The sequence below is a fragment of the Haladaptatus sp. SPP-AMP-3 genome (genome assembly GCF_049568665.1).
GTDB lineage: Archaea > Halobacteriota > Halobacteria > Halobacteriales > Haladaptataceae > Haladaptatus > Haladaptatus paucihalophilus.
The window spans coordinates 1114199-1137311 of record NZ_CP145897.1; the positions used below are offsets into that span (position 1 = coordinate 1114199).

General features: G+C 65.0%; 18 protein-coding genes, 1 tRNA gene and 1 pseudogene. 11 read left to right on the forward strand and 9 right to left on the reverse strand.

All coding sequences use genetic code 11. The features are described from left to right. The first annotated feature begins 391 nt into the window (after positions 1–391). From katG to V5735_RS06470, 3 genes are all read left to right on the forward strand, one after another. Positions 392–2539, forward strand: a complete 2148-nt coding sequence (katG, locus tag V5735_RS06460) for a catalase/peroxidase HPI (protein ID WP_423745602.1) — start codon at positions 392–394, stop codon at positions 2537–2539. A gap of 200 nt (positions 2540–2739) precedes the next feature. Continuing rightward, positions 2740–4551 (forward strand): S9 family peptidase, encoded by a 1812-nt coding sequence (locus V5735_RS06465; RefSeq protein WP_423745603.1) that lies wholly within the window; start codon positions 2740–2742, stop codon positions 4549–4551. 64 nt (positions 4552–4615) lie between these two features. Further along, complete coding sequence (locus V5735_RS06470; protein ID WP_423745604.1) at positions 4616–5881, forward strand: hypothetical protein; 1266 nt, start codon at positions 4616–4618, stop codon at positions 5879–5881. Positions 5882–5895: 14 nt separating this feature from the next. Here V5735_RS06470 and V5735_RS06475 read toward each other — a convergent pair. Continuing rightward, positions 5896–6875: pseudogene (locus V5735_RS06475) on the reverse strand (WD40/YVTN/BNR-like repeat-containing protein). A gap of 110 nt (positions 6876–6985) precedes the next feature. Here V5735_RS06475 and V5735_RS06480 point away from each other — a divergent pair. Continuing rightward, entirely contained in the window at positions 6986–8185 is a 1200-nt protein-coding gene (locus V5735_RS06480; RefSeq protein WP_423745605.1) for an MFS transporter, read from the forward strand. Between the two features lie 48 nt (positions 8186–8233). Here the strand turns inward: V5735_RS06480 and V5735_RS06485 are convergent, their stop codons facing one another. The 3 genes from V5735_RS06485 to V5735_RS06495 form a co-directional block, all read right to left on the reverse strand. Then, positions 8234–8455, reverse strand: a complete 222-nt coding sequence (locus V5735_RS06485) for a 30S ribosomal protein S17e (RefSeq protein ID WP_069452859.1) — start codon at positions 8453–8455, stop codon at positions 8234–8236. Between the two features lie 74 nt (positions 8456–8529). Further along, on the reverse strand, positions 8530–9063 hold the full coding sequence (gene msrA, locus V5735_RS06490) for a peptide-methionine (S)-S-oxide reductase MsrA (RefSeq protein ID WP_423745606.1): 534 nt from the start codon (positions 9061–9063) through the stop codon (positions 8530–8532). Positions 9064–9168: 105 nt separating this feature from the next. After that, complete coding sequence (locus V5735_RS06495; protein ID WP_423745607.1) at positions 9169–10395, reverse strand: polysaccharide deacetylase family protein; 1227 nt, start codon at positions 10393–10395, stop codon at positions 9169–9171. Positions 10396–10618: 223 nt separating this feature from the next. On the opposite strand from V5735_RS06495, the gene V5735_RS06500 reads away from it, so the two are divergent. Together V5735_RS06500 and V5735_RS06505 are read left to right on the forward strand one after the other, a co-directional pair. After that, the gene (locus V5735_RS06500) at positions 10619–11692 is read left to right on the forward strand and encodes a transcription initiation factor IIB (RefSeq protein WP_423745608.1); all 1074 of its coding nucleotides are present in this window, start codon (positions 10619–10621) and stop codon (positions 11690–11692) included. A 93-nt stretch (positions 11693–11785) separates the two neighbouring features. Beyond that, a complete protein-coding gene (locus V5735_RS06505; RefSeq protein WP_423745609.1) occupies positions 11786–12490 on the forward strand; it encodes a DUF4097 family beta strand repeat-containing protein in 705 nt (234 codons plus the stop codon). Between the two features lie 4 nt (positions 12491–12494). Here V5735_RS06505 and V5735_RS06510 read toward each other — a convergent pair whose 3' ends face one another. Together V5735_RS06510 and V5735_RS06515 are read right to left on the reverse strand one after the other, a co-directional pair. Further along, the gene (locus V5735_RS06510) at positions 12495–13958 is read right to left on the reverse strand and encodes an Hvo_1808 family surface protein (protein ID WP_423745610.1); all 1464 of its coding nucleotides are present in this window, start codon (positions 13956–13958) and stop codon (positions 12495–12497) included. 113 nt (positions 13959–14071) lie between these two features. Then, positions 14072–15439 (reverse strand): UDP-N-acetyl glucosamine 2-epimerase, encoded by a 1368-nt coding sequence (locus tag V5735_RS06515; protein ID WP_423745611.1) that lies wholly within the window; start codon positions 15437–15439, stop codon positions 14072–14074. Positions 15440–15547: 108 nt separating this feature from the next. On the opposite strand from V5735_RS06515, the gene V5735_RS06520 reads away from it, so the two are divergent. The 4 genes from V5735_RS06520 to V5735_RS06535 are packed head-to-tail and all read left to right on the forward strand — an operon-like array spanning position 15548 to position 18835. Beyond that, positions 15548–16483 carry a DUF4129 domain-containing protein gene (locus tag V5735_RS06520; protein ID WP_423745612.1) on the forward strand — a complete coding sequence of 312 codons (936 nt, stop codon included), beginning with the start codon at positions 15548–15550 and terminating at the stop codon, positions 16481–16483. Beyond that, positions 16480–17049 carry a DUF7269 family protein gene (locus tag V5735_RS06525; RefSeq protein WP_423745613.1) on the forward strand — a complete coding sequence of 190 codons (570 nt, stop codon included), beginning with the start codon at positions 16480–16482 and terminating at the stop codon, positions 17047–17049. Before V5735_RS06520 ends, V5735_RS06525 begins: the two co-directional genes overlap by 4 nt. Continuing rightward, complete coding sequence (locus V5735_RS06530) at positions 17046–18320, forward strand: DUF58 domain-containing protein (RefSeq protein ID WP_423745614.1); 1275 nt, start codon at positions 17046–17048, stop codon at positions 18318–18320. The genes V5735_RS06525 and V5735_RS06530 overlap by 4 nt, the downstream gene beginning before the upstream one ends. After that, the gene (locus tag V5735_RS06535; RefSeq protein WP_423745615.1) at positions 18317–18835 is read left to right on the forward strand and encodes a DUF7519 family protein; all 519 of its coding nucleotides are present in this window, start codon (positions 18317–18319) and stop codon (positions 18833–18835) included. The genes V5735_RS06530 and V5735_RS06535 overlap by 4 nt, the downstream gene beginning before the upstream one ends. A gap of 21 nt (positions 18836–18856) precedes the next feature. On the opposite strand, the gene V5735_RS06540 is transcribed toward V5735_RS06535, so the two are convergent. Continuing rightward, positions 18857–19807, reverse strand: coding sequence for an AAA family ATPase (locus tag V5735_RS06540; RefSeq protein WP_423745616.1), 951 nt, complete (start codon positions 19805–19807; stop codon positions 18857–18859). Between the two features lie 102 nt (positions 19808–19909). Between V5735_RS06540 and V5735_RS06545 the strand changes: the two genes are divergently transcribed. Then, positions 19910–19994 (forward strand) — tRNA-Ser (locus tag V5735_RS06545). Positions 19995–20709: 715 nt separating this feature from the next. Here V5735_RS06545 and V5735_RS06550 read toward each other — a convergent pair. Together V5735_RS06550 and V5735_RS06555 are read right to left on the reverse strand one after the other, a co-directional pair. Then, a complete protein-coding gene (locus V5735_RS06550) occupies positions 20710–21816 on the reverse strand; it encodes a glycosyl transferase family 2 (RefSeq protein WP_423745617.1) in 1107 nt (368 codons plus the stop codon). A 70-nt stretch (positions 21817–21886) separates the two neighbouring features. Beyond that, positions 21887–23029 (reverse strand): MFS transporter, encoded by a 1143-nt coding sequence (locus tag V5735_RS06555; protein ID WP_423745999.1) that lies wholly within the window; start codon positions 23027–23029, stop codon positions 21887–21889. Positions 23030–23113: the final 84 nt, after the last annotated feature.

Consider the following 23113-nt stretch of genomic DNA (forward strand, 5'->3'; position numbering starts at 1 on the left):
TATGTTAGCATTCGACAACCAAAGTGATGTATCGCGTGGCGTCTGCCACGATATACGGCGGAAAAATTATAGAAGACAGGAAACGAACGCTCGTTCGAACGACGCATCGAAAAGCCGTCCGTTCGATGGTATCGTATCGCGTTTTCCCGAACGCATTTTACGAATCGTGAAAAATTATTCTTGCTAAGAGAACTAGTACGTCCATATTTAGAAGTGAAGACAGAGAATGGGAAACATAAGCGGCAAATTTATAAACAATACCTCTTATATTCTACGTACAGGAGATCCTGTTAATGTCCGAGGATACACCCAAACACGGCATGGCAGAACCCGATTACGAGCAGGAGAACGTCGAGGCGTTCACCCGCGAGGAGACGCAGGAGGTCTCCCGATGACGCTCGGTGACGACCAGGACTGGTGGCCGGAGCACCTGAAGGTCGAGCTACTCGACCAGAACGCTCGGGACGTCGGCCCGATGGACGAGGAGTTCGATTACGCCGAGGCGTTCGAGTCGCTCGACCTCGACGCCGTGAAGGCGGACATCGAAGAAGTGATGACGTCCTCGCAGGACTGGTGGCCCGCAGACTACGGTCACTACGGGCCGCTGTTCATCCGAATGGCGTGGCACAGCGCCGGGACGTACCGCACCAAGGACGGCCGCGGCGGCGCGTCCGGCGGGCGACAGCGCCTTCCGCCGATCAACAGTTGGCCGGACAACGTCAACCTCGACAAGGCTCGCCGTCTGCTCTGGCCCGTCAAACAGAAGTACGGCCGCAAGCTCTCGTGGGGCGACCTGATCGTCCTCGCCGGGAACGTCGCCCTCGAATCGATGGGATTCGAGACCTTTGGCTTCGCTGGCGGCCGAGAGGACGACTACGAGCCCGACGATGCGGTCAACTGGGGTCCCGAGACCGAGTGGGAGAAGACGTCCTCCGACCGATTCGACGAGGAGGGCCACCTCGAGAACCCGCTCGGGAACACCGTGATGGGCCTCATCTACGTTAACCCGGAGGGTCCGAACGGCGAACCGGACCTCGAAGGGTCGGCGACGAACATCCGCGACACCTTCAGTCACATGGCGATGAACGACGAGGAGACGGTCGCACTCATCGCTGGCGGACACACCTTCGGGAAGGTTCACGGTGCCGACTCCGGCGACAACCTCGGTCCCGAGCCAGAGGCCGCTCCCATCGAGGAACAGGGCCTCGGCTGGGAGAACGAGTTCGGTGAGGGCAAGGGTCCCGACACCATCACCAGCGGCATCGAGGGGCCGTGGACCAGCGCACCGACCAAGTGGGACATGGGCTACATCAACAACCTGCTCGACTACGAGTGGGAGGCCCACAAGGGTCCTGGCGGCGCGTGGCAGTGGCGGCCGGTCGATGAAGCGGCACAGGACACCGTGCCGGATGCCCACGACTCCGACGAATCGGTCGACCCGATGATGCTCACGACCGACATCGCGCTCAAGAAGGACCCGGACTACCGGGAGATTTTGGAGCGCTTCCAGGACAACCCGGACGAGTTCCAGGAGTCCTTCGCGAAGGCGTGGTACAAGCTCATCCACCGCGACATGGGCCCGCCGGAGCGGTTCCTCGGTCCCGAAGTTCCGGACGAGACGATGGTCTGGCAGGACCCCGTTCCCGATGCCGACTACGATCTGATAGGAGAGGACGAAATCGCCGAACTCAAGCAAGAGCTTCTCGACTCCGACCTCTCCGTCTCTCAGCTGGTCAAGACCGCCTGGGCGTCCGCGTCGACGTTCCGCCACAGCGACAAGCGCGGCGGCGCGAACGGGGCCCGCATCGGTCTCGAGCCGCAGAAGAGTTGGGAGGTCAACGAGCCGGACGAGTTGGAGAGCGTGCTGATGACCTTGGAGGGAATTCAGGAGGACTTCAACAGTTCGCGCTCCGACGACACGAAGGTGTCGCTCGCCGACCTGATCGTGCTGGGCGGTAACGCGGCCGTCGAAGAGGCGGCCGCGGACGCCGGCTACGACGTGGAGATTCCGTTCGAACCGGGCCGGACGGACGCCACGCAGGAGCAGACCGACGTCGACTCCTTCGAAGTGCTCGAACCGGACGCGGACGGGTTCCGCAACTACCTCGGCGACGACCTCGACCGTCCGGTGGAGGAGGAACTGATAGACAAGGCCGAGCTACTGAGCCTGACGGTGCCCGAAATGACGGTGCTCGTCGGCGGCATGCGCACGCTGGGCGCGAACTACGAGGACAGCGACCTCGGCGTCTTCACCGACGAGCCGGAGACGCTGACCAACGACTTCTTCGCGAACCTGCTCGGCATGGACCACGAGTGGGAGCCGGTCTCCGACGACGAGCAGGTCTTCGAACTCCGCGACCGCGAGACGGGCGACGTCGAGTGGGAGGCGACCCGCTTCGACCTCATCTTCGGTTCGAACTCCCGGCTCCGTGCCGTCTCGGAAGTCTACGGAGCGGACGACGGCGAGGAGAAGTTCGTCCAGGACTTCGTCGACACGTGGGACAAAGTGATGAAGCTCGACCGCTTCGACCTCGAGTAACCGCGGTCGAGAGTCACCGATTCGGTGGCCTCGTACGGCGTCTCGAAGGCGTCGGCACCCGATTTTTTCGCGCGCGCTGGTTCGAGCGCTCGTTTCAGCACGGTCGCAAATCCCGCAATTGTAGCGCCGGAAATATAAGATATAATACCGAAACGTCGTTCTGGAAAGGTTGATACTCTGACCGGCAATATTGCCATTCGATGACAGGAGATTTCTCCCTCGAATCCCTCGCACGCCTTCCGGAGTTCAGCCATCCGGCGGCGTCACCCGACGGCGAGCGGGTCGCCGTCTACTACGACAGCACCGGCCGCAACGAACTCCACGTCATCGACGTGGAAACGGGCGAAATGCGGCAGGTGAGCGACGGCGAGGTGCCGCGGAACGTGAGCCAGCCGTTCGGGTGGGCACCGGACGGCGAGCGCATCTACTACCATCTGGACGACGCGGGCGACGAGCAACACGACATCTGGGAGATAGACCTCGACGGGAACGCCGCGCCGGTCGTCGAGGACTCCGGGCAGTGTATCCTCACCGATATCGACGACGGAAAACTGCTCTACGTGAGCAGCGCCGACGGGCAGATGAACCTCTACCGCTACGACCGCGAGACGGAAGCGAGCGAGCAACTCGCGGAGTACGAGTTGGGCGTCTTCCACGCCTCGTACGGTCCCGACGGGGACCGGATGGTCTATATGACCAACGAGTCGGACGATTTGACCAACATGGACGTGTACGTGGCCGACGCCGACGGGTCGAATCCGCGAAATCTCGAACTCGGCATCGACGGGAGCGAAACGCACTTCGAGGACTGGTCGGCGGACGGAACGAGACTGCTCGTTTCGGATAACGCGGCGGACAAGACCCGAAGCGGCGTCTACGACCTCGAATCCGAATCCGTCGAGTGGTTCGGCGACGGCGAGTACGTCGAGGACGGTGTCGCGTTCCTCCCGGACGGAAGTGGCTTCCTCGCGCTCCGGAAGCGGGACGCCGCCGTCGTTCCGCTGGTGTACGACTTCGAGGGGACCGCGACGAAACTCGACCTCCCCACGGGCGTCGCGTCGTTCCCGTTGTACAGCGACTCCGCATTCCTCGGCGACGGTCGCGTACTGATCGAACAGACGATGCCGACACAGCGGCCCGCGCTACTCGTCTACGACCTCGAAACGGGCGAGACCGACACGCTTCTCGAACCGGTTTACGGCGACATCGACCCCGAGTCGTTCGTCGACGCGGAGTACATCACGTTCGAGTCGCACGACGGGACCGACATCGGCGGCCTGTTGTACGACTCCGGCGAGCGTCCGTCCAAGGCCGTCGTGAAGGTTCACGGCGGCCCGCCGGTACAGGACCAGCGGAGTTTCAAACGACGGACCCAGTTCTTCCTGAACCGGGGCTACTCCGTGCTGGAAATCAACTACCGGGGTTCCATCGGCCGCGGACGCGAGTTCAAGGACAGCCTCATCGGCGACTGGGGCGGTGCCGAACAGGCGGACGTCGCCGAGGGCGTCCGCTGGCTCCGCGACAAGGACTGGATAGACGAGGACGAAATCGTCGTGTACGGCGGCTCCTACGGCGGCTACAGTGCCTACTGGCAGATGGTTCGGTACCCGGAACTGTACACCGCGGGCATCGCGTGGGTCGGCGTCACCGACCTCCACGACATGTACGAGAACACGATGCCGCACTTCCAGACCGGCCTGATGGAGAAGTACATGGGCGACCCCGACGAGAACCACGACCTGTACCGCGAGCGAAGCCCCGTCGAGTACACCGAAAACCTCGATTCGCCGCTCCTGATGGTCCACGGCGTCAACGACCACCGGGTGCCGGTTTCGCAAGCCCGACTGTTCCGCGACGCGCTGGACGAAGACGGCTTCGAGGAGGGCGAAGACGGCGACTTCGAGTACGAGGAACTCGGCGAGGAGGGGCACGGAACGAACGACATCGAGCAGAAGATTCGCTCGATGGAACTCGTCGCCGACTTCCTCGACCGGCGGGTGGCGACGAACTGACGGTGACGAAAACGGCTCTTTGTGTAATCATCGTGTTTTTACAATCTTACAGACACGTTCGAATATGAAGCGCCGCCACGTCCTCCAGACGCTCGCGGTCGGGACGGCACTCGGGTCGGGCTGTCTCGACAGTACGAACGACTCCGCATCCAATCCGGGTGAAACGTCGTCCACGACGAAGGCTCGCACCGACAGCGACCGGTCGCCGTCGGTCGAATCGGTCGAGACGTTTCCCTACGCCGTGCGGTTGAACGACCTCGGAACGAGTCCGACCGTACCGACGACGACGGTCGCCGAATTGAGTGACCGAGAGCGCCGCGTCGTCGAACGCGCGATAGACGGCGGATACGAAACCGACGACCCGCCGGAGTGGTTGGTGAGGTTCCTCGCCGACACCTCACGGGTTACCGACGACGGAACGACCTATCGCCTCGATAGCTCGCTCCCGACGTACACTATCACCGCCGAAGCGGTCGCCGAGGCAGCGGTAGACGGGAGGATAGCCTCCCGCGACGCCTACGAGAAGGCAGTGACGCACGACGGGCGGGTGATGAGCGGCATGCTACGACTCGCACGGGACGACGGGGTGGAGTTGGAGTACGTGTGGCCGTCGCTTCGGACGTTCTTCGACCGCTACGAGGCGGCCCGCTATCACGGCGAAGTGATCTCGTTTGCGATACACGAGGACGACCCCGGTTCGCCGTACGACGTCACCGCAAATTCGCTCTCAGTTCCCGAGATGGCGGATGGGTCCGTGTGGGACGTTCGGAACGAGTCCGAGGCGGTGAAAACCGCCGTTCGTGCCGCGGGGTCGGAGTCGGGCGCGTACGCCCTCCGCGACCCGCCGTCGGGCCTCATCGACGCCCTCGACGCTCACGACTACGCGTACCTCGACGGAACGTTCTACACCGCGTACGTCGAAGCGCGCGGGTCCCTCCCGATTTCGCTGTCGGCGACCGTCCCCGAGCCCGGGCGGTTGCGCGTGGAACTGACGAACGAGACGGGCGGCGAGTGCAGGGTGAGTTCCGGCCCGCCGCGGCCATTCGGCGTGGTCCGCTGTCACCGGCGAGGGGTCACGGAAAGCCGACACCTCCTGTGGACGGACGCCTACGAGGAGAGCGGACACGTTTCGACCGACGGCAAACGCGTTCGGTTGGTGAACACGGTCGCGCTCGTCACGAACCTCGCGACCGGGGAAACGACCGGCGAAACCTACGACGTGCCGACGGACCTCGCGGCCGGTGCGTACGTCGTCGCGGGGAACGTCGGCGTCACGACGGAAGACGGCGATTCGACCGCCCCCTACCGCATCGTTTTCACGGTCGGCTGAGGCTTCGGTCGGATTTAGGGGTCGTCCACGACCGCCAATCCGCGCGCCGTCGTCCGTTCGAATTCGGTCGGCCACTCCGCGATCACTTCTCGCACGTCGTCCCGGCGTCCTCGGTTCGGAAGATGCCGCGGTTGTTGACGGCGTACAACTCCCCGTCGGCGGTGCCCGATTCGAAGACGGTTCGGGTGACGCCCTCGCCGGTTGGGAGGCCGTCCAACCGCTCCCACGATTCGCCGTCCCGCTTCCGGGAGACGATGGAGTCCGCGGAATCGACGTTGTGCGCGGTTCGCGGTCCCGTCGCGCTGGAGAGGAGGACGGTTTCCGGGTCGTCCGGCGCGAGCGCGACGCTCCAGCAGTACCGGCGGTCGAGTCCCTCCTGCGGGTACTCCCACGTGTCGCCGCCGTTCTCCGATTCGGCGTAGCCGTCCCCCGCGGCGGACCAGACCTGTCCCGGCGCGTCGGGATGGGTGGCGAGCGAGTGGTTGTCCACGCGAGCGGTCGGCACCTTGTCTTCCCACGTCTCGCCCGCGTCGTAGGTCTGGACGAGCGCCCCAGCCTCGATGCCGACGTAGAGGTGGTCCGGGTCGTACGGGTCGGGTTCTATCCACCGGACGTGATGGGTGTGCGGACGGGGCGGGAACGACCAGTTCGGTTCCGACGGCAGGTCGGTCAGCCCCTCGCGGCGCTCCCACGAGTCGCCGCCGTCCGTGCTTCGGTAGACGGCGCTCGGTTCCGTGCCGACCCAAACGGTGTCCGGGTCGGCGGGGTCGATGGCGAGCGACATCACCGACTCGCGGATGGCCTCCTCGCCGACCGACTGGAACGACTCGCCGCCGTCCTCGCTCCGGAAGAGACCGGCGTCGAACGTGCCACAGAAGACCCATTCACCCGTCGCGGCGACACACTCCAAGTCGTGGTCCGACAGCCGAACCGCGGTCGTTCCCGCTCCGTCGGTGACGAACAGCCCGTTTCGCATCGCGGCGTACAGTCGCATACCGGGAATAACGGACTCCAGCCGCCTGAAGCTATGGACTAATTGAAATATAATCTACAGGAACGGATTTCAGGAAACCGTTTACTATCGACCGTTCGAACGTCGAATCGATGTCGCGCTCGTCGGCCATCTACAAATACTACTGCTACCAAGCGACCGTCTCGTTCGGATTCTTCTCGCCGATATTCACCCTCTTTCTCCTCTACCGAAACCTCGATTACACGCAAATCGCGCTCCTCAGCGCGCTCTACTCGACGCTGACCGTTCTCGGCGAGATTCCGACGGGCTACGTCGGCGACCGCATCGGCCGCCGGGACAGCCTCGTCGTCAGTTCGGTCTGCATGACGCTCTCCATCCTCGGATTCGTCGTCGCTCGCTCCTTCCTCGCGCTCGCCCTTTTGTACGTCCTGTGGACGCTCGCGCTCGTCTTCCGCTCCGGGAGCGGCGACGCGTGGCTCTACGACTACCTCCGCGCGGAACTCGACACGGACCGGTTCGCCCGCGTTCGCGGTCGGGGCATGGCCGTCAACCGAACGGTGACGGTCGTCACGGTCCTCGCCGGTGGCGTGCTGTACGAACTCGACCCCAGACTGCCGTTTCTCGCATCCGGCGTGTTGAACGGTGCTGGCGTGGTCGTGCTGTTGACCCTCCCGCGAAACCGGGCGTACGCCGAGGGCGACGACGACGGGGACGTTCTGTCGCCCCTCGACGCGGTTCGCGTCATCCGCCGTCACCTCTCGAAACCGCCGCTCCGGTCGTTCGTGACCTACGTGGCGCTGTTTTTCGCCGCGACCGGTGCCGTCGAGAGTTACGTCCAACCCATCGCCACGGGACCGCTCGGGTTCCCCGTCGAACTCATGGGGCCGCTGTACGCCGGGTTCACGCTCGTCTCCGCCGGGGTGAGCTACTACGCCGGGTCGATAGAGGAGGTCGTCGGCCTCCGAACGACCACCGTGTTCGTCCCGGTGCTCCTCTGCGTCTCGTTGATGCTACCGGTGTTCGCCCCGCTCCTCGCCCTCCCGATGTTTGTCGCCCGAACCGGGTCGAACACTCTCCTCCGGCCGCTGGTCAACCAGTACATCAACGACCACGCGGAGTCGGTCGGACGGGCGACCGTCCTCTCCGCCGCGTCGATGGCCTACGCGGTAATCAGGCTCCCTCTCGTCCTCCTCGGCGGTCTCGTCGCCGACGCGTACTCGCCGCTGGTCACGGTGGCGGCCGTGGGTACGGTCGTTCTCGTCGGACTCGTCTCGGTCACCCTCTGGGAATCGCCCGTCGGAGCCGGAACGGAAACGCCCAGCGGCTCGTGATTCGGACGACGCGCCCCCGAAAATTCGTTCGACGGTGCGCGGCGGTTCTCACTCCGCGGTGCTCGACGGTTCTCGCTCGACGGTGCGCGGCGGTTCCCCGCCGCGTCTCGTGATGTACCCCGCGATACGGTTCCGAACGCTCTTCGAATCGACGTTCGTCAGGACGCTCACGCTCTCCTTGTTCCGGTCGAAATCGTCCGTGAACGCTTCCGGGTATCGCTCCAAGAGGATTCCCCCCACCTTCTTCACGTAGTCTGGTTGAACGGGCATTGGCACGTCGTCAACCCACTCCGGCAAAACAGTTGGGGCAACCCTCATCGCGGTGAAACGAGGGCGATTCCGTCCTACTGGTTCGCCTTCTCGGCGAACTTCTCGCGCACTTTGCGAATCTTCGGCTGGGCGTTCATCGTGCAGTAGGCGTCGTTGGGATTCTTCTCGTAGTAGTTCTGATGATAGCCCTCGGCCTCGTAGAACTCCGAGAGCGGTTCGACGTCGGTGACGATGGGGTCCTCGAACGCCCCCTCCGACTCCAGACCGTCGATGTACGCCTCGGCGACCTCCTTCTGGTCGTCATCGTGGTAGAATATCGCGGAGCGATACTGGGTGCCCACGTCGGGGCCTTGCCGGTTGAGGGTCGTCGGGTCGTGGATGGTGAAGAACACCTGCAGGAGTTCGTCGTAGCCGACCGTCTCGGGGTCGTACTCCAACTGAACGACTTCGGCGTGGCCCGTTTCGCCGGAGCAGACCGCCTCGTAGGTCGGGTTCTCGACCGACCCACCGGCGTAGCCAGACGTGACGGACTGCACGCCGTCGAGTTCCTCGTACGCCGCTTCCAGACACCAGAAACATCCGCCCGCGAGTGTGGCCGTCTCGGTCATGGGCGGAGGTTGGACCGCGAAGCGTTAAGACCCTGCGGTGGCGGTCAACGTTTCAGCTATCGCCTCGGTCCGGCGTTTGAACGAAATGAACGGACCGGATCGGCGTCAGCCGTCGATGAGTTGGGAGGCGGTGATGACGTTCACGTCCTGCTTCTCGACGTACTGCAGGAGCGATTCGAAGTCGGCCTCGCTGATTTCGCCGCCCGCCCCGACTTCGTGAAACAGCGGGACGACGAGTTGCCCGTACTCGGCGGCGTTGTCCACGTACCGCTTCGTCACGTCGATGTTCTTGCCGTTCACCCGCGAGACGATGGCGTCCTCGTTCTCGAACGGCATGGCGTTGGGCGACGCGCCGAAGCTGAACACCGTGTCGTAGTACTTCTGAGCGAGGTCGAAGGTGTTCGGGCCGACCTCGTTTTTCGGGACGAGGAGGTGGCGCGCGCCGTCCTCGAAGCCGCGGGACTGCAGGTACTCCCGTGTGCGCTTCAGGAGGTCCTCCTGCTCTTCGGGGGAGTAGTCGGGGAAGTAACGAGCCTGCACGTCGGGATGGGCCGAGATGTCCCAACCGCCGTCCGCCATCTCCGAGAGTTGGTCCTCGGTCAAGCGGTCGTCGTGCCCGATGCTCTCGGGGATGACGGCTTCGACGCCCGCGAAGTCGTACTTTTGCATCAGTTCGAACGCGCGGTAGTGGGTCGCGTGGCTGTCGTCGAAGGTGAACATCACCGCGCCCGTCTTCGGGCGGGAAACGGTCCGAAGGTCGTCGACGAGGAACTCGATGGGAGCGGACGCGTTGGTGTCCACCGGTCGCCCGACGATGCGGAGGTCCGACACGGAAGAGAGGTCCGGGCTCCCGGTCGCGGCCGTGACGCCGAGGTTGAGTCGCACCCAGCGGTCTTTCGGTCCGACGAGGGTTCGTTTCAGACGGAGGACGTTGCGCCCGTCCGGAGCGCGCAGTTGGACCGCGATTTTGGCGAAATCGTGGCTGGTCACCTTGACCGCCACCGAGAGGTTGGTCCCGCGGAGGTCGGCACCCGAAAGCGACCGCACGATGTGGCCTTCCTTCGTCTCGTCGCTGCCGGTCACCCGCGCGCACTGTGACCCCTGATACGGGTCGTCGGTGGCTTTCGAGAGCGTCCCCTGCCGCGGAACCGCCTGCCACTCGTCGAGCGTTTCGAAATCGTGGGGAACCGGCACGCTCGATGCGCCCCCCTGTCGCGTCTTCCGCTGGTTCTCGTCTGTCGGTAGCGGTGCTTTGCCTGCAATCGAGGAACAGCCTGCAAATCCGACCGCACCGGCGGTCGCCAGAAACGTTCGTCGCGTCTGTCGCGTCATCTCTATCCTGCCAAATGAGACCCCGTATATATTCTTATGAGCAGTTTAATGAGATGCGATTTTTGTTGCTATAGAATACTGAATTTAGTACGTTTACTTGGAACCCTATCCGAAGGCTTGCCAATTCAAGCGATAACTTTATATACTTTTCGCACTTACCTATAGTTAGCGGAGCGCCCTTGCCGCCGGTTTCTCCCGAGGGTCAGTTCCGACTCATTCCACCATGACGAGCACGAAAATCCAGCAGACCGACGAGCGGACCGCAGCGAATTCGAACCAACCGCGGACGCGAAAGCGACGGGAACGGACGAACGAACACGAGGACGAACGGGCGACGGAGCACGAGCACGAAGACGAGCGGGCGGACCACCACTGTCCCGAATGCGGTGGCACCCTCGTCACCGACTCGGAACACGCCGAAACCGTCTGTAGCCAGTGCGGCCTCGTCGTCGAAGCCGACGGCATCGACCACGGACCGGAGTGGCGCGCCTTCGACGCCAGCGAACGCGATTCGAAATCCCGCGTCGGGATGCCGACGACGAAGATGATGCACGACAAGGGGCTGTCGAGCAACATCGGCTGGCAGGACAAGGACGCCTACGGGCGGTCGTTGAGTTCGCGCCAACGCCAGAAGATGCAGCGCCTCCGAACGTGGGACGAGCGCTTCCGAACCCGCGACAGCAAGGAGCGCAACCTCAAGCAGGCGCTCGGCGAAATCGACCGCATGGCCAGCGCGCTCGGCCTCCCGAAGAACGTTCGCGAGACGGCCAGTGTCATCTACCGCCGCGCGCTCGACGAGGACCTCCTGCCGGGGCGCTCCATCGAGGGCGTCGCGACCGCCTCGCTGTACGCCGCGGCGCGCCAGACCGGCGTCCCCCGAACGATGGACGAGGTAACCACCGTCAGTCGCATCGACGGCATGGAGTTCAAGCGCACCTACCGCTACATCGTCCGCGAACTCGGCCTCGGCGTCAAACCCGCCGACCCCGAGCAGTACCTCTCTCGCTTCGAGAGCGAACTCGACCTCACCCACGCGACCAAGCGCCGCGCCCACGACCTGCTCAAGACGGCGAAGGAGACGGGCATCACGAGCGGGAAATCCCCCGTCGGCCTCGCCGCCGCGGCGCTGTACGCCGCCGCCCTGCTCGAAGACGAGAAGCTCACGCAGGACGAGGTGAGCGACGTCTCGGACGTGAGCACCGTCACGATTCGCAACCGGTACCACGAGCTGTTGACCGCGGCCGACGAGGCGGACGCGCTCCCGACGACCGTCGGTACCGACGAGGCGACCGCCTAATCGGATTTTTCCTTCGAGTGAGCGACGAATAGAGACATCTCTCGGAGTTCGTGTCACCCCAAAATACAGTATTTCTGAAGTCGTTGCTCACCTATGAACCGGCGAACGCTCACGGCGGGACTGGCGAGCGGTTTCGTGGCCGCCCTTACCGGGTGCGTCTCCCGACTTTCGACGGCGGACCGGACGAGTAAGACCGAGCACCGGACGTTTCAGGTACAGAGCGGAACGCGGCTGGCCGTCGAGAACGAAAACGGGTCGATAGACGTTCGTCGCCACGACGGCGGCGACGTAGACGTGACGATGAAAATACACGCCCGAAAGGGCGGCTCGCTCGATGCCGTCTCCCTTTCGGACGCGAAGACGGCGGACGAACTCCGCCTGCGCGTGCACGCAGACGCGGACGACGTGAGCGTGGCGCTGACGGTTCGCTACCCGAACTCCGTCCCTGTCGGGGAGCTACGGAGCACGAACGGACGCATCGATGCGACGGTGGTCACCGCCGGAGACAGCGCGGACGTTCGGACCGAGAACGGCAGCATCGACGTGAAACTGCTCGAAATCGCGCGCGACACCGACGTTCGAACCGAGAACGGCAGTATCGACGCGGCGCTCGCGTCCGACCTCGACGCGACGGTTTCGGCGACGACGAAAAACGGGTCGCTCAACGCGAGCGGACTCGACTTCTCCTCGGAGGAACTCTCGATGACGGGGTTCACCGGCGTCCTCGGTGACGGTTCCGACGACCTTTCGTTCGAGACCGAGAACGGGTCTATCTCGCTCTCCACCACCTCGGAGTAACCCCTCACCGAATCCGCGAGAACCGCGTTTTCCGGTCCGTGCTCGATTTCGAATTCGGCCGAATGTCGCCCAAATCGCCGACCGTCGGCCCGTTGACGATGGTCACCGTTCGCCCGTGGCGGTCGATGCGGAATGCGTCGGCGAACGGCCCGTCCTCGATGCGCCACGTGTCCGGTCCGACGCGGGTCGCGTTCCGTCCGCGAAGCAGGTCGCGGTACGCTCGTCGGAACTCGGTCGCATCACGGGCCGTCTCCCATTTGGTTCGCCAGACGTACCCCCGTTTGTCCCCATTGTGATACGGCCAGAGTCGGTCGTTCGCCCAGCCGTCGGACGGCGTGCTGGAGTAGTTGAACAGGTCGAACTTCCCTTCGTCGGGGTTCTGGAACTGCCGCCAGCGGATGATGGGGTTCCCCTCGGCCCGGCCCTGATACCAGAACATGGTGTAGATGCCGGTCTCTCCGACCGTCTGTGACCCGTTGACGCCGCGTTTGCCGTACAGCATCCAGCCGTTTCGCGCCTGTTCGCCGAGGCGGAGGCGTTCGGGACCGTCGGTTCGCTTCTCGGGGTGGATGACCGCCTTCGACGATTCCGGCGGGTTTCGATACTCCTCGGTCACCGCCTTCCACCCACCGGAATCGAACCGCGAGGCGACGTACGCGGGACCGTCGGAGTAGGGCTGAATCAGCGCGACCTGCATGGCGAGGTTGTAGGACGGAAGCGGGCCGCCGCCGTACGGCGTCCGCTTCGGCCCGACATCGGGCTTGGCGACGCACTGCCACGACTTCCCACACCGGTTCGTGTATCGCTTCTCGACGTACATCGCTTCGCCCTCCGTCAGGCCGTCGTCGGCGCGGCGGCCGTCCATCGTCTTCGATTCGAGTTCCGACGACGACAGGTCGACGTGCTGGTCCTGTATCGCGTGGGTGAGTTCGTGCACCAGCGTCGCGTTGTCGATGCGGCGCTGGCCGTGCGAGATGACGTAGATTCGGTCCTCTCCCGGGACGTAGAACCCCGCGACGCGCTGTTGATAGAGTCGGGTCTGCTGGCGGGCGGCATCGGCGCGCTCGCCGGTGACGAACAGCCCCTCCCACACCTGATTCTCCCACGCGCGCCGTGGCGGCGTGTTCGAACGCGCCGCCTGCCGTCGGACGAGGTCCCGATACTCCTCCCGCGACAGCGGCTCGACGTCCACCGACCGGGTGAACTCCTCGTCTCGGATGAACTCGACGCGCGCCATCGCCCGCCCCACGTACGCCTTCAACTCCGCGTCGGACAATCCGTCGCGCTGGTTCACGTCGATGCTCTCGTTGTACCAGTAGCCGTTCTCCCAACCGATGACGTCGGAACTCGGGTCCGGCGGCTGGGTTTCGGCCCCGCTCGAATTTCCGTGGCCCCCCCCGGGAGCCATCATCGCAACGACCGGCGCGGCACAGACGAGCAACACGACGACCACCCCCACGAGTCGCATACCGATGCCACGAGCGCCCGCGGCATAACGGTTGACCGTTGTGTTACGCCGCGTGTTTCGTCGAATTTGGTCGAATCCCTGTGAACGCTGGCGGGACGGGTTCCCCGATTCGGTTACAGGTAGTCGAACCCCCGCCGTTCGGCGTCGAACCCGGCGCGTTCGTGCGCCCACTCGAACGGGTCTTCGTCGCGGCGCTCCCAGAGGAACGAGACGATTTCGTCGCCGACGTCTTCGCCGTAGAGCGACGGTCCCGAACGCATTCGCTCGCGGAGCGAGTCGTTCCCGTGAACGTGTTCGACCATCCCCTGCATGAACTCGCCCGAAATCGGCGGTACGAGGAGGTTGGAGTTCGCTTCGAACACCGTCTCGGGACGGTCGGTGTTGAATCGCGCGGTCAGACAGACGGCCTCCTCGATGTGGTTGAGTTCCTCCTGCATGCTCCCGGAGTCGGTCAGTTCCGCGAAACACTGCCCGGATTCGAGGAACTCGTAGACGTGCGCGTGACGCTTCCAGAGACCGCTGAAGAAGAAGTTGTCGTGGTCGTCATCGAGTCGGAGCAGTTTCTCGCGCAAACCGTAGTTCTCGAGCGCCGCCTTGGTGGCGTTGAGTTCCACGAAGTTGACGTTGTACCCCGCCTCGACGAGTCCGATGACCGCGTTCACGATGGCGCGAAACCGGTCGGGAAGGAGGTTCGCCCGGCGGTGGACGTCCACGCGAACCCAGTCGTCGCGGCGTTCGAGAATCGGGTAGACGTCGAAGACGCTCTCGCCGTCGCCGCCCTTTTTCATCTCGATGGCATCCACGACCGAGTTACCCACGACCGGAATCCGCTCTCGACCGTGCACTTCCTCGGGATAGCCTTCGCGGACGAGGTGGTCGCGGTTCAGCGCCGTCGGCGCCAAGTGGTACGTCGCTGCGGCGGACCCGACGAACGTGTCGTACTGCTCCGGGAACGGTTCCGTTCGGTTCAACTCCCAGTCCGCGTTCCACTGCTCTTCGACGAATTCGGCGGGCGTCCCGTAGTTCTCGAACGGCGGGGCCATGCTTCGGAGACCGGCTTCGTTGTGGGCGACGCCGCTGTTAGTGGCGAACAGCCACGCCTGCGGGACGATTCCGGCAGCGAGCGTATCGCCGTGAACCACCGGGAGGACGGTGGTGTCCGGGTACGACGCGGCCAGCGTGTCGGCGACCGACTCGACGCGGGTCAGCAACTCCGCCGACTTCTGCGAGAGACCGCCCCGGACGTTCAAGTCGACCGCGATGTGCTCCGCGAGGTCGTACTCGTCGAGTCCGTGACCGAGCAGGTCGTCGTAGTGTTGGCCCGTGTGGAGGACGAAACACGGGACGTCTCGCTCGCGGGCCGCCGCGACGACGGGCGCTTGTTTGTAGAAGTCGGGTTTCGTCGCGGTGATGACGGCCAATACGAAGTCCTCTCCTTCCATCTGTCGGGCGAGTCGGTCGTCGTGTATCTCGACATCCATCGAATTGACCGCTCGTTTCGGTTTGTATATCTCTTGTCATCCACCGGAACGCCGATGTCCCGGAAAGAAGACAGAAACCCTAAGTTATCAATCCCGCTACTCGGTACCGTGGAACGAGATACCGCCCGCGTCATCGTCATCGCCCTCCTCTGCATCCTCGCCATCGCGTTCGCCGCCGCGACGCTGAATTCCGCCGTGACGGACGGCGGGTCGGGGACCGGTTTGGGCGGCGGTCCCGGTGGCGTCGGAAGTGGCCAGACGAACGGATCGAGTCCCAGCATGGCCGGTGAGGGAGCCCCCGCGATACCGCTCGAATTCCCCTGCTATCCCGTCCTCAACACGGGACCGGTCATCCTGCTCATCCTCGCGGTGTTTCTGGGACTCGTGGCGCTCGCCTACCGGAAGGCGGGATTTCTCGGCGCGTTCGCAATAATCGGGCCGGTCGGCATCCCGACACTGCTCCTGCACGCGCTGTTGACGGCGTGCACCGTCTCCCCCCTTCAGGACGCGGGTGGATTCATGGGCGGGAACCGGACCAACTTCTCGCTCCCGAAGGGCGGTACGGGCGGCATCGGAAACGGTGCGACGAACGTGACGACGCCCTCGCTGCTGATGTTCCTCGTCCTCGGCGTCGCGCTGGTCGGTGCCGTCGCCCTCCTCGTTCGGAGTTCGAGCGGCGACGAGGAGACGACGCCGGAAGTCGAAGCCCTCGACGAAAGCGACGAGGACATCGCGGCCGTCGGGCGGGCGGCGGGCGAGGCGGCCGACCGAATCGAATCCGAATCGAGCGTCGAAAACGAGGTGTACCGGGCGTGGCGGGAGATGACCGAGTATCTGAACGTCTCCTCGCCGGAATCGAGCACCCCGGGCGAATTCGCCGCGGCCGCCGTGGACGCGGGGATGGCCCGTGACGACGTGACCGAACTGACGAGCGTCTTCGAGGAGGTCAGGTACGGCGGGCAGGACGCCAGCGACGACCACGAACGGCGTGCGGTCGATGCGCTCCGCCGCATCGAGCGAACGTACGCGGAGGACGACGAATGAACGTTCGGTCGGTCGTTACGGCGGTCGGAGTCCTCGCCGTCGGATGGGGGCTGGCGGTCGTCTTCGCGCCCGGGTTGGCGACGCTCTTCCCGCTGCCGGACCTGTTCGTGAAGTTCGTCGGATTGCTCGCGTTCGTACAGGGACTTCGCGTCGTTCAGTCCCGACGGCACACCGACATCGACGGGACCGACACCGGCGACCCCGAGACGAACGTGACGCTTCCGATACCCGGCCAGGAGTTCGACGAGCGACTTCGGTCGGTCCACTCGGGACCGCGAAAACGACGGTTCCGGTCGCGGAAGGAACTCAGGGAACGACTCGAAAGCGCGCTGGTCGAAGCCATCGTTCAGCGCGAAGGCTGTTCGGACGACGGCGCACGGACGCGCATCGAGACGGGCGAGTGGACGGACGACCCCGAGGCCGCCGCGTTCGTCGCCGGGCAACCCGCACCGCGGCGGTCGTGGCGCGAGTGGCTCCGCCAGTCGTTCGGCAGCGAGACGGCGTTTCAACACCGTGCACGGCGGTCGGCCCGTGCCGTCGCCCGGTACGTGGAGGAGGGACGATGAACGTCGTCCGCGAAACTAACCGATGGCTCGGCGTGAGCGCCGTGGCGCTGCTCGCGGCCGGTGTCGGCGTGTTCACCGAAAGTCCGGTTACGCTCCTCGTCGGCGTGGTCGGCGTCGCCTTCGCGGCGTACGCTCGGACCGCGACGCCGCCGTCGACCGACTTCGAGTTGACGCGCACCGTGGCCGAGTCGGCGCTCGGACCCGGAGACGAAACGACCGTGGAGGTGACGGTCGAGAACGTCGGCGAGACGACCGCGCCGGACCTCAGAATCGTGGACGGCGTTCCGGACGGACTCCGCGTGACGGCGGGGTCGCCCAGAATCGGGACGGCGCTCCGCCCCGGCAAACGGGCCACGTTCAGTTACACCCTCGAAGCGGTTCGCGGCGACCACGCCTTCGGCCCGGCACAGGCCATCGCCCGAGACTTCAGCGGCGCGGTCGAACGCGAGTTCGAACTCGAAGACGAGACGACCATCACCTGCACACCCCGACTCCAATCGACGGCCGACGACGTTCCGCTCCGCGAACAGACGATTCGACACGTCGGACAGGTCACCACTCGAGAGGGCGGCACGGGCGTCGAGTTCTATGCTACACGGGACTACCGGCCGGGCGACCCGCTCTCGCGCATCGACTGGAAGCGCAAGGCCCGAACGGGCGAACTGACGACCGTCGAGTTCCGCGAGGAACGAACCGCGACCGTCGTGCTCCTCGTTGACGTTCGGGAACAAGCGTACCTGACGGCGGCGACGGAGGACCCGAGTGCGGTCGAGCACTCGATTCGCGCCGCCGGGGACGCGTTCAGCGCCCTGCTCGACAACGGGGATAGGGTCGGCATCGCGGCGCTCGGCCCGGAGGAGGCGTGGCTCGCACCCGGCACCGGCGAAACCCACCGCGCCGAAGCGCGGAACCTCCTCTCGCACGCGGCCGCGTTCGCCCAGAGGCCGCCGGACGAGATGTTTTACTCCACGGTGAAACTGCGCTGGCTTCGGCGGCGGTTGCCGAGCGACGCGCAAGTGGTGTACCTCTCGCCGCTCTGTGACCGGTTCGCTCCGGAGGTGGCGCGGCGACTCGACGCCATGGGCTATCCCGTGACCGTCATCAGTCCGAATCCGACGGCGGACGAGACGACGGGACAGCGACTCGCACGGGCGGAACGAACACAGAGAATCGCGTCGCTCCGCGCCGGAGGTGTTCGGGTCGTGGACTGGGACCCCGACGACCTCCTCGGCGTGACGCTGGCGAAGATGAACAGGCGGTGGGCGCGATGAGCGGAACGGAAATGCGGGAAGGAACCATCGACCGCTCGCCAGCGCGGGTGAGCCAACTGCTCTCGGTCATCGCCGCGTCCGTCGCGGTCGGCGCGAGCGCGCTGTTCGGCGGCGTCGGCGCGCTCGGCGGCATCCTCGGCCTGCTGTTCGTCACCGCGGGCGTCGTTCGGGGAAGTCGTCGCTCCGTCACCATCGGCAGTTTCGTCCTCCTGCTCGGGATTCTGGCGGGAAGCCTCGTCGCCGCACCCCCCGAGCTTCTGATTCCCGGCGCGATAGCGACCGTCCTCGCGTGGGATTTCGGCGAACAGGCCATCAACGTCGGCGAGCAGTTGGGCCGGGAGGCGGACACCCAGACCCTCGAAGTCATGCACGCCGCGTCGAGCGCGGTCATCGGCATCACGGCGGGCGTCGTCGGCTACGGCATGTACCTGGTCGGAAGCGGCGGCAGGCCCGTGACCGCGCTGGTGTTCCTGCTGATCGCGGTGCTGGCGCTCACGTCGGCGTTGCGGGCGTGAAACAGAAGAAAAACTATTTTTCTACTCGACCGTCGGCACGGGAACGCTGTCCAGCACCGACTCGACGATTTCGTCCTTTCGCGCGTTGTTCACCTTCGCGTCCGGCGTGAGGACGACGCGGTGGGAGAGGACGGGGAAGGCGACGCGTTTCACGTCGTCGGGGGTGACGAAATCGCGGCCCTGCATGGCGGCGCGGGCGCGGGTCGCCTCGAAGAGGCGCTGCGTCCCGCGGGGGGAGACGCCGACCTCGACGCGGCGGTCGTCGCGCGTTCCGCGGGCGATGGCGGCCATGTATTCGAGCAGGTCCTCCTCGACGCGAACCGTCTCGGGGACCGATTGGAGGTCGGTGACGAGTTGGTTGTCGAGGACGGTTTCGACGGACGGGCTCTGGCTGTCGCGGCTCGCACGCCGCCGGAGGAGTTCGATTTCGCCGTCGAGTTCCGGGTAGCCGAGGCTGGTCTTCACCGCGAAGCGGTCCACCTGCGCCTCGGGGAGCGGGAAGGTCCCCTCCTGTTCGACGGGGTTCTGCGTGGCGATGACGAAGAACGGTTTCGGCAGTTCGCGGGTGTCGCCGTCCACCGTCACCTGTCGCTCTTCCATGGCTTCGAGGAGGGCGGCCTGCGTCTTCGGCGGCGCGCGGTTGATCTCGTCGGCGAGGACGACGTTGGCGAAGATGGGGCCTTCGTTGAACTCGAACTCCCGGTCCTGTTCGTTGAACACGTGCGTCCCCGTCACGTCGGCCGGGAGGAGGTCGGGGGTGAACTGCACGCGACTAAACGAGAGGCCGAGCGCGGAGGCGAAGCTCCGCGCGGTGAGGGTCTTTCCGGTACCGGGCACGTCCTCCAGGAGAACGTGGCCTTGCGCCATGACGCCGAGGAGGACTGTTTCGAGGAATTCGCGGTCGGCGATGACGGCAGTTCCTATCGCGTCGAGGACGGAATCTGCCTTGGTGTTCGCGTCTGTAACGTCCATGAAATATCACGCAACGGCCATCGATTTTAATGTGGTGGTCGTCTGGGTTTGCGTGACGAAAATCGAAACCCATAAACCGGAAAACGCGGTACTGGAAAGTGAGCCGAGATAGCCTAGCCCGGCCAAGGCGGCAGATTCGAAATCTGCTGTCCTCACGGACACGGGAGTTCAAATCTCCCTCTCGGCGTCATTCTCCGAACGTAACCGACCGAGAGCCGCGACTCTCGGTCGCGTGTGAGGAGATGGCGGTTGAGGGATTTGAACGACGGAAGAGGCAGTCTCACGAGCGAAGCGAGTGAGGAAGCGTCTTCAGGTAGTTCAAATCTCCCTCTCGGCGTTTCTCTCACGAGCAAATCGTCGAGCACCGCGTAGCGTGTGCTCGCCACGACGCGAGTGGGAGAACGTGCCGAGGGAGTTCGAAGTAGACCGGACGCACGCCCGCGAACGAATGAGTGAGCGGGACCGTTCGGGCGTGGTTCAAATCACCCTCTCGGCGCTTTTTCAACCACAACGTGATCAGTCGAGACGTTGCGAACGGAGGTGAACAAACGTCGAGACCCATCTCTGTGGTTGAAAAAGCGGTCAGGGAATTTGAGCAAGCAAGACACAGCCCGCGGAGCGAAAGTGAGGCGTTTCGCGCCTCAATGCGAACGACAACGCCGTGAGCGAGCAGGACTGTCTTGCTTGCTCAAATCTCCCTCTCGGTGCTTCTCGTGGAGAATACCCGTCGTTTTTCCTCCCTTGTCACCCGTTCACTCGTTGACTCAGACTTCGAAAATCGACACGGGCCTCCGAGTGGCGTGCCCTCCGGCACGTTCCAGCGCGCGTCGGGGCAGTTTTTCACTTCGCACTTTGCCACTCCCGCGCAGCATCGCACGTCCAAAAACGAACAACGCGCCTCGTCAGTGGCGGCGTTCGGAGAGCATCGGGCGGGCGGCCTCCAGAACCTCGCCGGGGTCGATGTCGGTGTCGTCCCACGCCGGGAGGACGGCGTGGCGGTCGTGGTCGTCCGGGGGTCGAACGGCGTCGGCGTACGTCTCGACCTGTTCTCGCTCGGCCGCCGAATCGTAGTCGAGGCCGTTGAACTCGGCGTCGGCGGCGTACTGCCGGACGAACCGGCGCGCGGTGTCGCGGTAGCGCTCGGGGAGCGTTTCGTACTCGGGCGTGACGCCGTGGGCCTCACAGACGCGAAAGAGGGCACTGCCGACGCCCTCGCTCATGGTGGAGAGGCCGCCCGGTCCGGCCACGCCGCGGTGGTCGTGTTCGTAGCGGCCGAGGTCCACCTGTGCGCTCCCGTCGAACCCGGTGTGTTCGAACGCGCCGCCGAGGGTGCCGACCTCCAGGCCCCAGTCGCGTTCGACGCGCATGCCCGCGGCGAGCTCGGCGGTCGTGCCGAACTCGCCCGCCAGCGCGTAGCGAAACGCGGCGAGGTAGTCGAGGATTCGCCCGTCGTCGGCGCGGCGCAGGGTTCGAACCAGCGGCGCGTAGAACAGTCGGAAGAGCCGACCGTAGAGTCGATTCTCCTCGACGCGGGCGTAGTAGCCCTTCGTGAACGAAAAGTCGCGGTCGAGCGGGGCGAGCAGTCGCGGCACGACGGACGAATCGTACGTTTTCGTGTCCGCGTCGTGGCAGACGACGAACTCGGAATCGGCCGCAGCGACGCCGAGGGCCAGCCACACGTCCCGGCCTTTGCCCGCCGGTCCCGTCAGACCGTGGTCGTCGAGTAGCGCCTCGACGCGGGGACTGGAACACCAGAGGAGAGAGAGCGGCACGTCGAAGGCTGAAAGCCAGTCGTGCATCGGCCCGACCGCGTCGGGCGGGGCGCGGAGCGGAACGACGACGCGGTTCGGCGAAACCGTTTCGAGCGCCGACAGGACGCGTTCGGCCGTCCGCGACTCGAACTCGCGGTCGGTCATCGGGACGACGACCGCGGTGCGGTCGGTCGGAGCGTCGGGAATCCGGCCGGTCAGGTCGTGGAGCGTCGTCACCTGCTCCTGCACGTACTCCATTGGCATTGACTTCGGTGAGGGGAAAGAAAAAGGGCGTGGAGTCGGCAGACGCGTGTGATTTACCGCCGGGTTAGCTCGTCGCCGCCGTGGCCGGAAGTCGGTTGGCGCGGTGCAGGACGAACAGCATCGCCAGAATCGCCAGCAGGCCGACGGCGAACGTTCGGAAGACGGTATCGAAGAGGTATCCGGCGTCCAACAGCGCGCCGACGACCGAACTTCCCCCGGCCTGTCCGATCATGGCGAGACCGCTGTACATCGCGTAGGCGCTGGCTCGGTTCTCGTCCGGGAGGGAGTCGAGGAGGTAGGTGTCGAGCGCGGGGAACAGGCTGTGGATGACGTAGCCGAGGGCGAGCGAGACGGCGACGATGGCCGCGAGACCCTGTGCGGCCGTCAGTCCGAGGAGACAGACGATGAAGCCGCCGAGGATGGACAACATGAGCGGCACGTGTGGCAACCTGTCGGCGAGTCGCCCGGTGAACCAGAACGCGGGGACGCCCGCCGCGAAGACGACCGTCAGCAGCGTGCGGGCGGTTTCCGGCGACAGGCCCTTCGTCTGGTGGAGGTAGCTCGGGTAGAAGTTGAACAACCCGTTCCAGACGAACCCGGTCGCGCCGATGATGGCGACGCCGCTCAAGATGATGGGCCACTGGCGGCGGAACGCGGTGACGAACTCGCGGTCGGTGGCACCCGCGTCGGGGAGGTCGGTTCGGCGCGCGACCACGAAGAAGACGACGGTCACGGCCGCGGCGACGACCGCGAGCAGCTTGAGGACGCCCCGCCAGCCGACGACCGTCAGCATCACGCCGACGAAGACGGGTGCGATGGCGGCCGCGAGTTGGCTCGCCGTCCCGTGGATGCCGATAGCCCGCCCCACGCGGTCGGGATACAGTTCGCTCACGAGCGGGTTCGCGGCGATGAAGTACACCGCACTGGAGACGCCCATCGTGAACGCGCCGACCGCGAGGAGCGGAACGGAGGGCGCAAAGGCGGTGAATCCGGCGGCAACGGTCAACACGATGCCAGCGCCGAGAACGGCGCGGTGGCGCTCGATTCGGGTGAGGAGGTATCCCGTCGGAATCCGAGGGAGCGCGCTCCCGAGCCAGACGAGCGTGGCGATGAGCCCGACGGTGGCGTTACTGACGAGGAATTCGTGTTTGAGCGGTTCGAGCAACGGCGCGAACATCACACGAGCGAAGTTGACCAGAAAGACCATCGAGCTGAGTGATGCAAAGAGACGTCCCCGGGACACGCGAATCTCTTTATCGAGAGGGTAATCAAACCTTCCGAAACGGGCAAA

Coding starts and splice junctions, on each gene's coding strand:
- V5735_RS06555 (WP_423745999.1), bottom strand. CDS start 23,029: ATGGTCTTTCTGGTCAACTTCGCTCGTGTGATGTTCGCGCCGTTGCTC.
- V5735_RS06530 (WP_423745614.1), top strand. CDS start 17,046: ATGAACGTCGTCCGCGAAACTAACCGATGGCTCGGCGTGAGCGCCGTG.
- V5735_RS06480 (WP_423745605.1), top strand. CDS start 6,986: ATGTCGCGCTCGTCGGCCATCTACAAATACTACTGCTACCAAGCGACC.
- V5735_RS06505 (WP_423745609.1), top strand. CDS start 11,786: ATGAACCGGCGAACGCTCACGGCGGGACTGGCGAGCGGTTTCGTGGCC.
- V5735_RS06540 (WP_423745616.1), bottom strand. CDS start 19,807: ATGGACGTTACAGACGCGAACACCAAGGCAGATTCCGTCCTCGACGCG.
- V5735_RS06515 (WP_423745611.1), bottom strand. CDS start 15,439: ATGGATGTCGAGATACACGACGACCGACTCGCCCGACAGATGGAAGGA.
- V5735_RS06550 (WP_423745617.1), bottom strand. CDS start 21,816: ATGGAGTACGTGCAGGAGCAGGTGACGACGCTCCACGACCTGACCGGC.
- katG (WP_423745602.1), top strand. CDS start 392: ATGACGCTCGGTGACGACCAGGACTGGTGGCCGGAGCACCTGAAGGTC.
- V5735_RS06465 (WP_423745603.1), top strand. CDS start 2,740: ATGACAGGAGATTTCTCCCTCGAATCCCTCGCACGCCTTCCGGAGTTC.
- V5735_RS06500 (WP_423745608.1), top strand. CDS start 10,619: ATGACGAGCACGAAAATCCAGCAGACCGACGAGCGGACCGCAGCGAAT.
- V5735_RS06525 (WP_423745613.1), top strand. CDS start 16,480: ATGAACGTTCGGTCGGTCGTTACGGCGGTCGGAGTCCTCGCCGTCGGA.
- V5735_RS06485 (WP_069452859.1), bottom strand. CDS start 8,455: ATGCCCGTTCAACCAGACTACGTGAAGAAGGTGGGGGGAATCCTCTTG.
- V5735_RS06470 (WP_423745604.1), top strand. CDS start 4,616: ATGAAGCGCCGCCACGTCCTCCAGACGCTCGCGGTCGGGACGGCACTC.
- V5735_RS06510 (WP_423745610.1), bottom strand. CDS start 13,958: ATGCGACTCGTGGGGGTGGTCGTCGTGTTGCTCGTCTGTGCCGCGCCG.
- msrA (WP_423745606.1), bottom strand. CDS start 9,063: ATGACCGAGACGGCCACACTCGCGGGCGGATGTTTCTGGTGTCTGGAA.
- V5735_RS06535 (WP_423745615.1), top strand. CDS start 18,317: ATGAGCGGAACGGAAATGCGGGAAGGAACCATCGACCGCTCGCCAGCG.
- V5735_RS06495 (WP_423745607.1), bottom strand. CDS start 10,395: ATGACGCGACAGACGCGACGAACGTTTCTGGCGACCGCCGGTGCGGTC.